This is a genomic window from Streptomyces sp. NBC_01171 (assembly GCF_045039805.1).
Lineage (GTDB): Bacteria > Actinomycetota > Actinomycetes > Streptomycetales > Streptomycetaceae > Streptomyces.
In genome coordinates this window covers 551317-566944 of record NZ_CP108609.1, presented here as the reverse complement: position 1 = coordinate 566944, position 15628 = coordinate 551317, and the positions used below count along the sequence as shown (strand labels likewise).

Sequence of the window (15628 nt, the reverse complement as noted above, 5' to 3'; positions counted from 1 at the left end):
ACATGGTGCGTTTCGGAGCCGTGGGTCTCCTTCTGATCGGTGCAGCGGCCGCGGTGTCCGCCGCCGTCCTCGTGTCCCCCTGGTGGTGGTTCGCCGCGGGCGTCCTCGCGGCCCTGGGCCTGCTGGGCAGCTACGACCTGCTCCAGCGCGGCCACACGGTGCTGCGGAACTATCCCGTCATCGGCCATGCCCGCTACCTGCTCGAAGCGATCCGCCCGGAGCTCCAGCAGTACTTCGTCGAGCGCAACTTCGACGGCCGCCCCTACGACCGCGACACCCGCAGCATCGTGTACGAGCGGGCCAAGGGCGTCGACGCCGAGGAGCCCTTCGGCAGCGAACGCGACATGTACCAGCGGGGCTACGAGTTCCTCGTGCCGTCGATGGCCCCTGTCGACACCCCGGACACACCGCCCAGGGTGAGGATCGGCGGCCCCGACTGCGCCCAGCCGTACGACATGGCGCTGCTCAACGTCTCCGCGATGAGCTTCGGCTCCCTCTCAGCCAACGCGGTCCTTGCCCTCAACACCGGTGCGGCACGCGGCGGTTTCGCCCAGGACACCGGCGAGGGCGGCCTCTCCGAATACCACCTGCGCCCCGGCGGCGACCTCGTGTGGGAGATCGGTACGGGCTACTTCGGCTGCCGTACCGAGGACGGCGGCTTCGACGCCGAGAAGTTCGCCGAGAAGGCGGCCCACCCCTCGGTCAAATGCGTCTCGCTCAAGCTGTCCCAGGGCGCCAAGCCCGGCATGGGCGGCGTCCTGCCCGGCGGCAAGGTCAACGCCGAGATAGCCGAGGTGCGCGGGGTCCCGCAGGGGGAGACGGTGGTCTCGCCGCCGTACCATCGGGAGTTCCACACACCCCGCGAGCTGGTCGGCTTCCTGGCCAGGATGCGTGAGCTGGCGGGCGGCAAGCCGGTCGGGTTCAAGCTCTGCCCGGGCTCGCGCACCCAGTTCCTCGCCGTCTGCAAGGCGATGCTGGCCGAGGGCATCACCCCCGACTTCATCGTGGTCGACGGCGCCGAGGGCGGTACGGGCGCCGCGCCGCTGGAGTTCGCCGATCACCTCGGGATGCCGCTCACCGAGGGGCTGATCACCGTCCACAACGCCCTGACCGGCGCCGGGCTGCGGGACCGCATCCGGGTCGGCGCCAGCGGCAAGGTCGCCACCGGCTCGGACCTGGTCAAGCGGCTGCTCATGGGCGCCGACTACACCAACGCGGCCCGCAGCATGATGTTCGCCGTCGGCTGCATCCAGGCCCAGCGCTGCCACACCAATCGCTGCCCCACCGGCGTCACCACCCAGGACCCGCGCCGCGCCCGGGCCCTGAACGTCCCCGACAAGTCCGACCGGGTCCGCCGCTACCAGGAGGCTACCGTCCGCAGCGCCCAGCAGATCATGGCCGCGATGGGCGTCACCGACCCCAAAGACCTGCGCCCCGAGATGCTGCGCCGCCGCGACACCCCGACCGGCGACTTCCGCTCCTACGCCGCGCTCTACGACTGGCTGGCCCCCGGCGAGCTGACCTGCCAGCCCCCGGCCTCCTGGGCGGCCGACTGGAAAGCCGCCGACCCGGACCGTTTCGCCGGCTGAACCGCAGGCACCCGTACCGGTACGGCGGCACTTCCCCTGCCGTACGACACCAGCGGGCCGCAAGGGCCCGCGGAGAGGACGCACCCCATGGCCCGCACCGTCGCCCGTCTCGTCGTCGACACGCTGGAGGAACTCGGCGTACGCCAGGTGTTCGGCGTCGTCGGCGACGCGCTCAACCCGTTCACCGACGCCATCCGCGCCTCCGAGGCCGTGTCCTGGGTGGGCTGCCGCCACGAGGAGGCGGCGGCCTTCGCGGCCGGTGCCCAGTCCCAGCTCACCGACACGCTCGGGGTCTGCATGGGCACGGTCGGTCCCGGCTCGGTCCACCTGCTGAACGGCCTCTACGACGCCGCGAAGAGCGGTACGCCGGTCCTGGCCATCGCGGGGCAGGTCCCGCAGGCGGAGATCGGCACCGACTACTTCCAGGAGGTCGACAACGACCTGCTCTTCAAGGACGTCGCCGTCTTCCGCGCCACCGTCACCTCGCCCGCGCAGCTTCCCGCGCTGCTGGAGGTCGCCGTGCGCACCGCCGTGGGCCGCCGCGGTGTCGCCGTGCTCACCGTGCCCGGTGACATCGGCGACCTGGAGCTGCCCGACGACCGGCCCGTCCGGCTCTCGCTGACGGGCTCCGCCAACCGGCCGGACGACCCCGCGCTGGACGAGGCCGCCTCCGTGATCGACGACGGCGGCAAGGTCACCCTGCTCGTCGGGCGGGGAGCGCGCGGCTGCCGCGAGGAGGTCCTCGCCCTGGCCGAGCGGCTGGCCGCGCCGATGGTGATCACCCTCAAGGCCAAGGAGGGCTTCGAGGGCGACAACCCCTACCAGGTCGGCCAGACCGGCCTCATCGGTAACCCGGCCGCCGCCCATGCGATGGACCACGCCGACACCCTGGTGCTGCTCGGCACCGACTTCCCGTACCGCGACTGGTACCCGGAGGGGAAGAAGGTGATCCAGATCGACCGGGTCGCCGAGCACATCGGGCGCCGGGTGCCGGTGGACGTCGGACTCGCCGCGGACGTCGGTCCGACCGTGCGCGGACTGCTGGAGCGCGTGCAGCAGCGCACGGACCGGGATCATCTCGACTCGGCGCGCGAGAAGTTCACCAAGTGGCAGGACGGGCAGCGAGACCTCGCCTCGCCCGGCCACGACCGGGGACTGCTCGGCAAGGTCCGCTCCAAGTTCGACAACCGCTCCCACCTCGTACGGCCCGAGGCGTTGGCCGCGGCCGTGGACGCCCTCGCGGACGAGGACGCCATCTTCACCTCGGACACCGGCATGGCCACGGTGTGGCTCTCGCGGTTCGTGGAGATGCGCGGCGACCGCCGGCTGCTCGGCTCCTACAACCTCGGCTCGATGGCCAATGCCATGCCGCAGGCGATCGGCGCGCAGATGCTCGACAAGGACCGGCAGGTCGTCGCCTTCTGCGGTGACGGCGGCCTGTCCATGCTGCTGGGCGACCTGATGACCATCCGCACCGAGCAGTTGCCGGTCAAGCTCGTCGTCTTCGACAACCAGCGCCTCGGCATGGTCAAGCTGGAGCAGGAACAGGCCGGGCTGCCGGAGTTCGGCACGGTCCTCGACAACCCGGACTTCGCGGCCGTCGCCCAAGCCCTCGGCATCACCGGCATCCGGGTCACCCGGCCCGAGGAGCTGGCCGACGCGGTGAAGCGCGCGTTCGCCGAGCCGGGACCCGTGTTGCTGGACGTGCTCACCAACCCCGACGAGATCGCCGTGCCCGGCAAGACGACCGTCCAGCAGGGCTGGGGGTTCGCCATCGCCAAGGTCCGGGAGAACCTGTCGAGTTCGAGCCGGTAGCCACGTCCCCTGCGGCGGCGCCCGGTGAGTGCACCGGGCGCCGCCGTTGCACGGTCAGGCCGAGAGGTGCCGGGCGAAGAAGCGGGTCGCGCTGTCGGCCTCGACCAGGTGCCAGGCGACGTGCTCACCCGCGTGGGCGTGCAGCGACTTCTCCGTCGAGGCGAAGGCGTCGAACAGGGCGAGGCTCGCCTCACGCGGGATACGCGCGCTGTCCCAGTGCATGGCGAACTCGACCGGCACGGTGATCCGCTTCGCCGCCTCGAACAGGGCGTCCGGCCAGGTCATGCCGAAGACCGCGGCCGTGATCCTGGGCTCGGCCGCCACCAGCGGCATCCCGATCGCCATGCCCAGGCCGATGCCGACATAGCCCACCGGCCCGCCGGTGCCGATCTCCGGAAGTTCCTGAAGAGCGTCGAGCGTCGCCCGGTACTCGGGCACGGCCTGCTCGGCCAGACGGACGTTGTACGGGACGACGACCGGCGCTTCCGGTGCGCCCGCCGCCTGCGCCCGGCGCAGCGCGGCGACATCTTCCTCATCCCGCGCGGAACGCGGCCGGTCGCCGTGGCCGGGCGCGTCGATGACGGCGGCGTGGAAGCCGCACTGGGTCACGAGGAGGCGGGCGCGGCCCACCATCGCGCGGTGCCTCTTGGCAGCGCCGCCGCCATGGCCCATCAGGACCAGGGGCGCGGGACCGGCCGCGCCGGAGGCGGGGGACCAGAGGACGCCGGGGACGTCGCCCACGGTGAAGTCGCGTTCGAGGACGCCGTCGGAGGACGACTCGGCGGTGAATCGCAGAGAGTTCATGGTGGTGCCTTTCGGGAGTGCCTGGGTGTGGAGGCGCTCCCGGCGACACCTATGTCAGTCGCCGGCCGTGACGGGAAAGGGGGAGCACCCACGTCGATACAGCGTTCATGGGTCTCACCTCCTCGGGCGGTGTCACGGTCGACCGCAAGCTACCCGGCCGATCATGACCGCGTCCAGTTCTTTTCGCAGCGAGGGGCGGGCTCGCGTGAGCCCGCCCCTCGGTCGAGCCGTGCTCAGACCTCGCCGCGCCACTCGCCGGTCGCGGTGCCGCCGCGCTCCTCGATGAAGGACTTGAAGCGCTTCAGGTCGCCGGTGGCCTGGCGCTTGACGAAGCCCAGCTTGTCCCCGACCTTCTCGGCCAGCCCCTCCGGGTCGTAGTCGAGCTGGAGCATGACCTTGGTGGTGCCGTCGTCCAGGCGGTGGAACGTGACCACCCCGGCCTGGCGGGCTTCCCCGCCGATGCTGGCCCAGGCGACCCGCTCGTCGGGGATCTGCTCGACGATCTCCGCGTCGAACTCCCGCTCGACCCCGGCGATCTTCGTCTTCCAGTGGAGGAGGGACTCGGTGCGCTGCTCGATGCGCTCGACGCCGTCCATGAACTGGGGGAAGTCCTCGAACTGGGTCCACTGGTTGTAGGCGTCCCGTACGGGGACGTTGACCTCGATGGACTCTTCCACGTGCGACATGCCGTTTTCTCCTTGGCTTTAGCCGGTACCGGCCTGGCCGGTGTTGCTGTCGTTCCGGTGCGTGCGCCTTCGCTGCTAGCGGCCGAAGGAGATGACGGACCGCTCGTACTGGTTCAGGGCCTGGCCGAGGCCGAACCAGGTCGCGGGCCAGGTGGCCACGAATATGCCCCACCGGTCGGCGCGGTCCACGCCCTGGGACTCCACCTTGCGCGAGGTGAACCAGGACGCGACGGACAGGCCGATGGCCGCGCAGGCGACGGTGTTGGCGTGCTCGCTGCGCAGACCCTTGTCGTACAGGAACTTGATGATCATGACTCTCCCTCACGGGCTCGACGACACCTGCACCACGTTCCGGGGCGGCCGTGACGGGCGCACGCGGTGTGGCGCAATGGAGTGACGCCGGGGGAGGGGGCGCGGCGGGCGCGGGTCGGCCCCGCGGGGGCAGGAGGTGCAGGGTTCCACTGCGGTCCCCCGTGGGGCCGACGTTCTCTTCGTACCCCACCAAGGGCGGCGATACGCCCGTTCCCGGACACAGTGAAGTGGCCCGGCCGATTCCGGCCGGGCCACTTCACTGCTCAAGGGGTGCTTTTACCAGCGGTACCAACGGCCCTTGCGGCCGCCACTGCCGGCGGGCCGGACGAAGAAGCCGACCAGCCACACGACGAGCACGATCACCGCGATCCACCACAGTGCCTTGAGCGCGAAGCCCGCACCGAAAAGAATCAGGGCCAGCAGAAGAACCAGAAGCAGGGGAACCATGTTTATCAACCTCCTGACCGCCGAATGCCCGCGTCCTCGCCGCATACACACATGAATTACATCTGGTTCACGGGGTTTACGGGCCGGATATGCGGTCATCCGCCCTCTCGTCAGGCAACAGCGGCACAGCGAAAGGTGAGCGGCATGAGCGCCAGCGAGAAGGCCAAGGCCACGACCGAGCAGGCGAGCGGCAAGGCCAAGGAGGCCGCGGGCCGCGGGGTGGGCAACGAGAGGCTGACCGCCGAGGGCCGCGCCGAGCAGGCCACGGGTGACGCCCGCCAGGCCAAGGAGAAGCTGAAGGACGCCGCCAAGGACTGATCCGCCGGCACGTTCCGAAGGAACGGCGTGCAGCGGAACCCGCACCGGTCAGGTGCGAGGTTCTGCCGCACGCCGTTCTTTCATGCCCGGCCTTTCTGAATCGTTGCTCATTCGTCACCAAGGGCTGTGTGAAATCGTGACACCCGCGCATTCGGCGCCCGAGGGAATTCCCTCCCGAGGAATTCCGTGCGTTTCCCGGGCGAGCGCCCCGTCCGGCGTCCCCGTGGCCACTGCGCCTGGCATGGGGACCCATGGAGAGGCCGGAGCGCGAGCCGGGTGAACGGCCGGCCCATCTCGAGCGCGGCCACATCGTCCCGGGTGCTCCACGGCAGGCTGCGGCCCCGCAGCATCGACCGGAAGACCGCGCCCGAGGAAAGGGCAACGACGGCAAAGCCACCGGCCGAAGGCCCGCTTCCGTCACCCGTGCCCGTCCCGCTGCGGGCTGGTCACATTTGTGCCACTCTCTCTCGCACGGCGCACCGGCTGGGCAGACTTCACAGCACTCCTTGTCCGAAAGGAGTACGAAGTCGACCCTGAGGAGCACGAGTTGGTGACCCGCCTGGGCAGCGCAGACAGCCGACGGCACTACGCGACCACCCCGCGTCTCATCGAGATGCTGGACGCGATCTTCCAGGCGTTCCGGCGCCGCAGCCCCATGGCGCTGCCGGAATTCGTCCTGTACGCGGACGGCGGATCACCGGAGGGCGACGAGGCCGTACGCGGCAGCCTCGCCGAGCTGCGCCAGGAACTGCGGTCACGGGGCGTGCCGTTCGCCGCCGTCCGGCAGTCCGCGCTCGTCGACGCCAGCGACGGCGGCAGCCCCATGGTGCGCGCCCTGCAGGTCGTCCAGGCGCTCGGCGGCAAGCCCGCCCGGTCCGGGAGCGAGCCGTACGTGGAGCCGCACGCCTGGCGCGGCGGCAGACGCCAGTACGGCCAGTACACCTTCCCGCGCAGCGAGCTGCTCCTCGCCATAGAGAACGTCGTGCGGGAGGCCGGCCCCGACACCGAGCCGGACGAGCTGCTGCACGGACTGAACCGCACCGGCTGGCGGCCCGGCGGCATCCAGTGGACGGCCCGGCTGCGCGACGCCGCCACCGACGCGTCCCGGACCGTCCCCGCCCTGCTCATCGCGGTCGTCGCGGTACTCATCACCGACAAGCCCTGGTACGTGACGCTGCTGTTCCTCGCGGTGGTGATGGCAGCGCTGCTGGCGCTGAGCGTCCTGCCGGGGCGGGCGCCGGTGTTCCTCGGGCTGCGCCGCGAGGTCCGCTGGTTCCTCAGTACCACCTACCTCAACCAGGGCCCGCGCGCCGACCACGGCGAGGGCCTCACCTGGCGTCTGCTGCGGCTGTGGCCGCCGGGCGCGGTGCGCCAGCGGGTCGCCGCCGTGGCGCGGGACATCCAGGACGGCGGCCTCCTCGACGAGCACCGCACCGGCAGCGGCGACGAGGACGCCCAGCGCCGCCACCTCCAGTTGCGGGTGCACGCCCTGCGCGAGGACCTGCGCGACGCGCACCGTGCCTGGTCGCTGGACCTGCGCGGACGCAAGCGCCCCACTCCGCCGGTGCTCGTCCTGCCGGACGCCACCCCCGACAACGGCCTGATCGAACTCCTGCGCGCCATCAGTGACATCCGCAGCATCCGCAGCGAACTCGACCCGCTGCTCGTCATCGCCGCCGTGCGGCACGAGGACATCGGCCTGCTGGAGCGCAGCTACGCGGCCGAGCCCGCCACGAGCCACCTCAACGGCTCGGGTGCCGACCTGCCCGCCTGGTACGCGAGCTGGAACCGCGCCCGCCGGGTCAGCCAGTCGCCGAGCCTGGAGGGCAGCACCCTGCCGTGGGTGCTGCGGGTGCCACTGCCGGAGGGGCTGCTGCTCCACCCGGACCTCGGCGTGGGCTCCCCGCGCCGCTCCCGGCTGTCCACCGGGCGCCCCCGCTGGACCTGGCTGTGGTCGCTGCCCGCGCTGGCCCTCGTCCTCGCCGCCACCGGGCTCGGGCTCGGCGTCCGCGACCACCGGCTGAGCAGCCGGTACTGCTCCAGCGACCTGCGTGGCGCCAACCAGGACACCCGCCGCGTCGAGTCGCCGAGCGGCAAGGGCGCCGAGTGCGTCGGCGTGGCGACCGGCGCGGTCACCTTCCCGGTCGCACGGCAGCTCCAGGAGCTGATCCGGGAGGAGAACGCGTCGATCGGCAACAGCGGTTACGTCACGCTGGTCTACGCGGGTCCACTCAGCGGACCCGACCCCGAGGGCAAGAACGACGACCAACTGGTCAAGGGGTTCGAGGAGTTGCGCGGCGCCTACATCGCCCAGCACGCCAACAACGCCTCCCAGCCGGTGAAGCTGCGCCTGCTGGTCGCCAACGGCGGCACGGACATGGCCAGTCAGGCCACGATGGCCGAGCGGATCGTGGAAGTGGCACGCCGTGACCGTACGATCGTCGGCGTGGTCGGCATCGGCCGCGACATGACCGACACCGACAAGGTGCTGGAGACCCTGCGCCAGGCCGAACTCCCCGTCGTCTCCGGCACCAACTCCGGTACCTGGCTGCTCGACAAGCCCAACTTCTTCAACCTGGCCGCCACGGACCAGTGGCAGGTACGGCAACTGAAACTGCTGGCCGAGCAGTTGCGCGCCCCCGGCACCCACGGGTACGGCACCGCCGGCCGTGCCGTCGTTCTCGGCCGCAGCCCCGTCACCCACGACCGTTACACCCGCGAGCAGATGGACCACGGCGCCCGGATGCTCACCGACGTGGGCTACCGGGTCGACCGGCTGGAACGGTACGAACTGAGCAACGGCCGCCCGGTCCTCGGCCGTCAGGTCGACCAGATCTGCCAGGAGGGCGAGGTGCCCCGTGTCGTCTACTTCGCGGGCCGCACCGAGGACGTCAACGCCCTGATGGACGGCATCACCTCCGAGCCCGGCTGCAACGGCAAGCAGATCGCGGTCCTCGCCGGGGACGACCTCTCCCAGGCCGGCTTCGACTCCGAGCGCAGCAGCGTCGCCGCCAACGTCACCCTCTACCACCTGGTCCTCACCGCCCCCGGCACCAAGAACCAGGGCACCATCTTCGTCAACAACCTGCGCAAACTGGGCCCCGAGCAGGAGAAGCTCCTCGGCCTGAGCGCGGCGACCCCGCAGACCGACAGCGCGCTCAGCGACGGCCAGACGATGCTCATGCACGATGCCACCGAGGTGCTCTACCGGGCCGCGACCGGTGACGGACAGCCGCGCGGGCGGGCCGAGGCATGGTCCGGCCTCCTGCGCACCAACATCGACAACCTCGCCACCGGCCGCATCGACTTCACCGCCGTCACGCACGACAACGCCCGCGACCAGGGCCTCGAACCCGGCACCCGTGACAACTACGCCATCTCCCTGGTCCGCGTCGCCAACACCGGCGGCGCCCACTACGACCGCACCGTCCTCTGCTCCCGCCGTGCGGGCGACAGACGCCCCTTGACGGAGAAGGAGTGCGACGTGGACCGCAGGGCGCCCTCGTCCCCCCAGCCGCGCCCCTAGGGCTTCGCAGGCGGCAGCGGCTGCCGCCAGTCACCCAGCGCGGTGAGGAGAAACTGACGGGCAAGCGACCGCACTTCGCCCCACACCGGCTCTACGGCCAGCTCATCGGCCCAGAGCCCGGTGTGGCGTGCGTCCCCGATTTCACCGAGCCGCCGCCCGATGGCCCGCGCAGCGCGGAGAGTTCGGGACTCGCCCACCCCGCGCTCCACAAGCCCCTCCCAGACCCGGCAGAGCAGCAGCACCTCTTCAACGACCGAACCCGTCTCCACCGCCTGCTCACCCAGCCACGCAAGCTGATCGTCGGGGTCGGCCGCGAGAAGGGTCATGAATCGCAGAGCCCAGGTGCGCATGTGCGCGTCGCCGAGGTCATTCATACGAGCAGGATCGCGTCCGGGTGACTTCTTCAGGGCCTCCGCCCGTGCTGGTGAGTGCCTCGCGCAGCCACGCCTCGGCCGCACCCGGCGTGGGCTCCGGTGGGGCGCCGGGCGGGGTCGCCAGCTCGGAGACCACGTCCCAGTAGTGGTCGAGGCGGGGCTCGTCGGCGAGGACCCCGGTCAGCCCCCGCCGGAACCCCGTGCTGTCACGGGCGCCCCCGGCTTCCGCCCAGGCCGCGACGAACCGGTCCAGGGCCTCACCCCCGGCCGGGGCACGCCCGGCCCGCAGCTCCGGGGCGGCGAGGTCGTACGCCTCCCGGAGCCCGGAGTAGAGGACGGCGGGACGGAAGCCGTCCTTGAACCGCTTCGGCGCGGGTGGGCGCTCCGCGAGGCCCGGCGGGCACGGCGCCGTGACGATCGCTCGCAGCCGCCCGAATGCCAGTACCTGCGCCGGAGTGGGGTCGTGGGGCGGCGCGGGTACCGCGGTGTCGACGATCCCGGCCAGCAGGGGTGCCGGCAGCCGGGCAGGGAAGAGCCACCGTCGCCAGAAGCGGGCGAGCACGTCGGTGTCGGGTGGGAGCCCCATGGCACCGATCAGGTCCAGCCGCCGGGCACGCTCTTCCGGCGCGCAGTCCGTGAGGAGGTGGAGCGCCGCTTCCCGCCAGCGCAGCATGGTGACTTGTGGCCGCAGTTCCCGCAGGCGTCCCGCGACCAGTTCTTCCAGCGCGTCGTCCCGCTCCAGCGCCCGTCCCACGTCCGGTACCGGCAGGTCGAGGGTGCGCAGGGAGCGGATCATCCGCAGTCGCCCCAGCGCTTCCGGGCCGTAGCGGCGGTGGCCTCCGGAGCTGCGTCCGGCCTCGGGCAGGAGCCCCTGGTCGGAGTAGAAGCGGACGGTCTTCACGGTGACGCCGGCCCGCGCGGCCAGTTCCCCGATGCTCCAGGACGCGTCGCCCGCCGTACTGCTGGTCACGCCTTGAACCTCCTCCAGGGGGAGTTCCTACGGTAGCGGCGCGCGCGGCCGGCGACAGGGCCGCGTCGGACCAGCGGGAGGAGACAGGGGATGACAGTGGACACAGGGGCCGAGGCGGCGTTCGTCCTGGTGCCGGAGGCGTACACGGGGGACTGGGTGTGGGAGCGGGTGGCGGCCGCGCTGCGGCGGGCGGGGGCGCGGGTGTTCTGCGCGACGCTCTCCGGGGGGCGTCCCTCGGGCTCGGCCGACTTGGAGACGCTCATCGAGGAGGTGATCCGCCAGGTCGACGCCGCGGGGGAGCGCGTGGTGCTCATCGGGCACGGCTACGGGCTGCTTCCGGCACTTGGTGCCGCCGACCGGCGCCGGGACCGGGTAATCCGGGTCGTCCACCTGGACGCGGCCGGGCTGCCCGAGGACGGTGACAGCGCCCTCGACGTACTTCCCGCCCTGCCGCGACCGGTGAGCGGCACGGCCGAGGTGCCGCCGCCGACGCGCGAGGAATGGCACCGGCTGGGCAGCACCGAAGGGCTCACCCCCGCCGTACTCGACCAGCTCGCCGCGCGGGCCCTGCCGCAGTCCGCCGCCACTTTCACCCAGCCGCTACGGCTCTCCGAGAGTGCCGCCCGTATCCCGAGGACCGGAGTCCTGTGCCCGGCCGACGGCGCGACCATCGACCGGCTGCGCTGGATGGCGTCCCTCGGTGACCCGCGTCTGAGCCTGCTCACCGAGCCGGGCAACACCTTCCTCGAACTGGCCACCGGCCACTGGCCGATGCTGTCCGAGCCGGAACTGCTGGCCAAGGCCCTGCGGCAGGCGGCGGCCGGTGAGGGGGAGAGCCTCGCGCTTCCTCCGGGCCACGTACCCCACCACCTGCGGCCGTTCGTCCTTCAGGTGCCGGACCGGCCACGGGAGCGTATGGAGCACGTCGACCTGTATCTGCCCGACGCCCAAGAGGGCCGCCCCGCAGTGGTGTTCGTACACGGTGGCCCGCTGCCCGCCGGTATCCGGCCGACCCCGCGAGACTGGCCGACCTTCACCGGGTACGCCGCGCTCGCCGCCCGACTGGGCGCTGTCGGAGTCACCTTGGACCACCGGCTGCACGCGCCGGGCGACCTCGCACGCGCCGCCGAGGACGTGTCCGCGGCCGTCGACCTCGTCCGCGCCCACCCCAAGGTCGACGCTGACCGGGTGGCCCTCTGGTTCTTCTCCGGCTGCGGACCGTTGGCGGCGCCGTGGCTGTCCGCGCCGCCGCCGTGGCTGCGGTGCCTCGCGGCCAACTACCCGTTGCTGGAACCGCTTCCGGGTCACGGCACGGACGGCGACCGGTTCCGTCCGGCAGCAGCGGTGCGCGGTGCGGGGGACCTGCCGGTCGTGCTCACGCGCGTAGGTCTTGAGGACCCGGTGCTCGATGCGACCGTGGAGCGTTTCCTGGACGCCGCCGGTGAGTGTGGCGCCGAGGTGGAGGTCATCGCAGCCCCGCACTGCCGGCACGGCTTCGAGACGCTGGACCACACCGCCGAGGCGCGTGCCGCCGTACGGGAGGCGCTGGGCCGGGTGCTCGGCCGCCTCGGAGTCTGATCCCGTCCTCCCCGCACCTCGCCGCTGGGCCATCGCCAGTGCCGGGGTGCGGGGCACCATCGCCGCGCCGGAGCCCGCGCGGGGGACCTGAAGCCGCGGAGCGGGTGGCCGGCGAAGCGAGTTCGAGCACCGGGTGTTGACAGTTCCGTTGGGCGGTCGCACGGTGGGAGCGCTCCCAAGGTAGGTGCACGGCCCACAGCCGAGCACCGTCAGCGCGATGCCGTACCCCCCACCCGCTCACCGTGACCTTCAGGAGACCCCCGATGTCCTCCCGTAGAGCCGCACACCCTTACACCCCCAGACGCGCAGCCGTACTGGCCGCCGCCGCGCTCCTCGGGACGCTCTCCCTGAGCGCCCTGCCGCAGACCGCCTCCGCCGCCGCCAAGCTGGACAACCCCTACGTGGGCGCCAAGCCCTATGTGAACCCCGACTGGTCGGCCAGGGCGGCCGCGGAGCCCGGTGGTTCGGCGGTGTCGGACCAGCCGACCTTCGTGTGGCTGGACCGGATCGCCGCGATCAAGGGCACCGCGGAGGCGCGCGGCCTCAAGGCCCACCTGGACGCGGCGAAGGCGCAGGGAGCCAACCTCGTCCAGCTCGTGATCTACGACCTGCCGGGCCGGGACTGCGCCGCCCTCGCCTCCAACGGTGAGCTGGGCGCCGACGAACTGGGCCGCTACCAGACCGACTACATAGACCCCATCGCGGCCGTCCTCGCCGACCCGGCGTACGCGAGCCTGCGCATCGTCAACCTCATCGAGCCCGACTCGCTGCCCAACCTCGTCACCAACGCGGGCGGCACGGCGGGCTCCACGCCCCAGTGCGCCACCATGAAGGCCAACGGCAACTACGAGAAGGGCGTCGGCTACGCCCTGCACAAGCTCGGCGCACTGCCCAACGCCTACAACTACGTCGACGCCGGGCACCACGGCTGGCTCGGCTGGGACTCCAACCTGGTCCCGTCCGCGCAGGAGTTCAAGAAGGCCGCGACGACCAGCGGCGCCACGGTCAACGACGTGACGGGCTTCATCGTCAACACGGCCAACTACTCGGCCACCCGCGAACCCAACGTCAAGATCACCGACACGGTCAACGGCACCACCGTGCGCCAGTCGAAGTGGATCGACTGGAACCAGTACGACGACGAGACGACGTTCGCGCAAGGGCTGCGCTCCGCGCTCGTCGCCCAGGGCTTCGACAGTGGCATCGGCATGCTGATCGACACCTCCCGCAACGGCTGGGGCGGCTCCGCCCGGCCGACCGGTCCCGGCCCCACGACCAGCGTGGACGCCTATGTCGACGGCGGCCGGATCGACCGGCGCATCCATGCCGGGAACTGGTGCAACCAGAGCGGCGCCGGGCTCGGCGAACGGCCGGCGACCGCCCCCGACACGGGCATCGACGCGTACGTGTGGGCGAAGCCGCCGGGTGAGTCCGACGGCGCCAGCCAGCCCCTCGACAACGACGAGGGCAAGGGCTTCGACCGGATGTGCGACCCCACGTACGCCGGGAACGGGCGCAACGGCAACAACCCGACCGGGGCACTGCCGAACTCGCCGCTGGCCGGGCACTGGTTCTCGGCGGAGTTCCGGCAGTTGCTCGCCAACGCCTATCCGCCGGTGGGCGGTTCAGGCGGGGGAGGCGGCGACACACAGGCGCCGACCACACCCACCGGCCTGGCCGTCTCGGCGACCACGGCCGACAGCGTCTCCCTCACCTGGCGCGCGGCGACCGACAACACGGGTGTGACCGGGTACGACGTCTACCGCGGCAGCGCCAAGGTGGGCAGCGTCACCGGCACCTCGTACACCGACACGGGCCTGTCCGCCGCCACCGGCTACACGTACGCCGTCAGGGCCAAGGACGCGGCCGGGAACGTCTCGGCGGCCTCCGCGGCCGTCTCCGCGACCACCAAGGCATCCGGTGGGGGAGGCGGCTCGACCGGGCTCAAGGCGCAGTACAAGAACAACGACTCCTCGGCCGCCGACAACCAGATCAGGCCCGGCGTCCAGCTCGTCAACTCCGGCTCCGGCGCCGTCGACCTGTCCAAGGTGACGGTCCGCTACTGGTTCACCGGCGAGTCCGCCTCGGCCGGCTACCAGACGTGGTGCGACTACGCCCAGCTCGGCTGCTCCGCCGTGAAGACGGCCGTCACGGCACTCACGGCGGCCCGCACCGGCGCCGATCGCACCCTCGACGTCACCTTCACCTCGGGCTCGCTGGCCGTGGGCGCGAGTACGGGTGATCTCCAACTGCGGCTCGCCAAGTCGGACTGGTCGAACTTCGACGAGACCGACGACTACAGCCGGGGCACCGGCACTTCGTACGCAGACGCCCCCAAGGTGACCGTCTACGTCAACGGCACGCTCGCCTGGGGCGTCGAGCCGTAGACAACCCCCCACGTACGTACGGAAGGACCCCCCATGCACGTGAACTCCCGTAAGTTACGGCCCCTCGCGGCCGCCCTCGTCCTGGCCGCGGGTTCGGTCACCGCCCTCACCGCCCTCACCGCCACCACGGGCTCCGCCCACGCGGACGCACAGGTCTGCGACCAGTTCGGCTCGGTCACCACGCCCGGCGGCTACGTCGTGCAGAACAACGCCTGGGGCACCTCCGCCCCGCAGTGCGTGAACCAGGTGGGCGACGGCTTCCAGCTCACCCGCGCCGACGGCTCCGTGCCCACCAACGGCGCCCCGAAGTCGTACCCCTCGATCTTCGCGGGCTGCCACTACACCAACTGCTCGCCGGGCACGAACCTCCCCAAGCGGATCAGCACCATCGGCAGCGTGCCCAGCCGCATCGCGTACCAGTACGTCGGCGGCGCGGTGTACGACGCCGCGTACGACATCTGGCTGGACCCGACGCCGAAGAGGGACGGCGTCAACAAGACCGAGATCATGATCTGGCTCAACCGGACGGGCCCCATCCAGCCGATCGGCTCCCAGATCGGCACGGTCTCCCTGGCCGGCCACACCTGGAACACGTGGCGGGGCAGCAACGGCCAGAACGACGTGATCTCCTACGTCGCTCCCTCGTCCCTGACCGGCCTGAACTTCAACGTCAAGGAATTCATCAACCACACCGTCTCCCAGGGCCTCGCCACGCCCGACTGGTACCTCACCAGCATCCAGGCGGGCTTCGAACCCTGGCAGAACGGCGCGGGGTTGGCGGTCACGAACTTCTCGGTGAGCGTCAACTGACCCAAGCGCGCC

At 71.6% G+C, this 15628-nt stretch carries 12 protein-coding genes and 1 pseudogene; 7 read left to right on the top strand and 6 right to left on the bottom strand.

Annotated elements, in window-relative coordinates; all coding sequences use genetic code 11:
* The first annotated feature begins 2 nt into the window (after positions 1-2).
* Together OG448_RS02610 and OG448_RS02605 are read left to right on the top strand one after the other, a co-directional pair.
* The gene (locus tag OG448_RS02610) at positions 3-1589 is read left to right on the top strand and encodes an FMN-binding glutamate synthase family protein (RefSeq protein WP_405551237.1); all 1587 of its coding nucleotides are present in this window, start codon (positions 3-5) and stop codon (positions 1587-1589) included.
* An 87-nt stretch (positions 1590-1676) separates the two neighbouring features.
* Positions 1677-3404 carry a thiamine pyrophosphate-dependent enzyme gene (locus OG448_RS02605; protein ID WP_405551235.1) on the top strand — a complete coding sequence of 576 codons (1728 nt, stop codon included), beginning with the start codon at positions 1677-1679 and terminating at the stop codon, positions 3402-3404.
* Positions 3405-3458: 54 nt separating this feature from the next.
* Here OG448_RS02605 and OG448_RS02600 read toward each other — a convergent pair whose 3' ends face one another.
* The 4 genes from OG448_RS02600 to OG448_RS02585 form a co-directional block, all read right to left on the bottom strand.
* Complete coding sequence (locus OG448_RS02600; RefSeq protein WP_405551234.1) at positions 3459-4208, bottom strand: alpha/beta hydrolase; 750 nt, start codon at positions 4206-4208, stop codon at positions 3459-3461.
* 233 nt (positions 4209-4441) lie between these two features.
* The gene (locus tag OG448_RS02595) at positions 4442-4894 is read right to left on the bottom strand and encodes an SRPBCC family protein (RefSeq protein WP_030805407.1); all 453 of its coding nucleotides are present in this window, start codon (positions 4892-4894) and stop codon (positions 4442-4444) included.
* A 75-nt stretch (positions 4895-4969) separates the two neighbouring features.
* On the bottom strand, positions 4970-5206 hold the full coding sequence (locus tag OG448_RS02590; RefSeq protein WP_405551232.1) for a hypothetical protein: 237 nt from the start codon (positions 5204-5206) through the stop codon (positions 4970-4972).
* Between the two features lie 276 nt (positions 5207-5482).
* The gene (locus OG448_RS02585) at positions 5483-5653 is read right to left on the bottom strand and encodes a DUF5670 family protein (RefSeq protein ID WP_384273308.1); all 171 of its coding nucleotides are present in this window, start codon (positions 5651-5653) and stop codon (positions 5483-5485) included.
* A gap of 144 nt (positions 5654-5797) precedes the next feature.
* On the opposite strand from OG448_RS02585, the gene OG448_RS02580 reads away from it, so the two are divergent.
* Together OG448_RS02580 and OG448_RS02575 are read left to right on the top strand one after the other, a co-directional pair.
* Positions 5798-5971: a CsbD family protein gene (locus OG448_RS02580; RefSeq protein WP_405551231.1), complete on the top strand. Its 174-nt coding sequence runs from the start codon at positions 5798-5800 to the stop codon at positions 5969-5971.
* Between the two features lie 550 nt (positions 5972-6521).
* Positions 6522-9497 (top strand): ABC transporter substrate-binding protein, encoded by a 2976-nt coding sequence (locus OG448_RS02575; protein WP_405558649.1) that lies wholly within the window; start codon positions 6522-6524, stop codon positions 9495-9497.
* Here the strand turns inward: OG448_RS02575 and OG448_RS02570 are convergent.
* Positions 9494-9871, bottom strand: a complete 378-nt coding sequence (locus OG448_RS02570; RefSeq protein WP_405551229.1) for a hypothetical protein — start codon at positions 9869-9871, stop codon at positions 9494-9496. The genes OG448_RS02575 and OG448_RS02570 overlap by 4 nt on opposite strands.
* Complete coding sequence (locus OG448_RS02565) at positions 9864-10841, bottom strand: MerR family transcriptional regulator (RefSeq protein ID WP_405551227.1); 978 nt, start codon at positions 10839-10841, stop codon at positions 9864-9866. Before OG448_RS02565 ends, OG448_RS02570 begins: the two co-directional genes overlap by 8 nt.
* 90 nt (positions 10842-10931) lie before the next feature.
* Here OG448_RS02565 and OG448_RS02560 point away from each other — a divergent pair, with 90 nt between their 5' ends.
* The 3 genes and pseudogenes from OG448_RS02560 to OG448_RS02550 all read left to right on the top strand — a co-directional run.
* Positions 10932-12419, top strand: coding sequence for a dienelactone hydrolase family protein (locus tag OG448_RS02560; protein WP_405551225.1), 1488 nt, complete (start codon positions 10932-10934; stop codon positions 12417-12419).
* Between the two features lie 263 nt (positions 12420-12682).
* Positions 12683-14806, top strand: a complete 2124-nt coding sequence (locus OG448_RS02555) for a glycoside hydrolase family 6 protein (RefSeq protein WP_405551223.1) — start codon at positions 12683-12685, stop codon at positions 14804-14806.
* 33 nt (positions 14807-14839) lie between these two features.
* Positions 14840-15613: pseudogene (locus tag OG448_RS02550) on the top strand (GH12 family glycosyl hydrolase domain-containing protein); the annotation flags it as partial.
* Positions 15614-15628 lie beyond the last annotated feature (15 nt).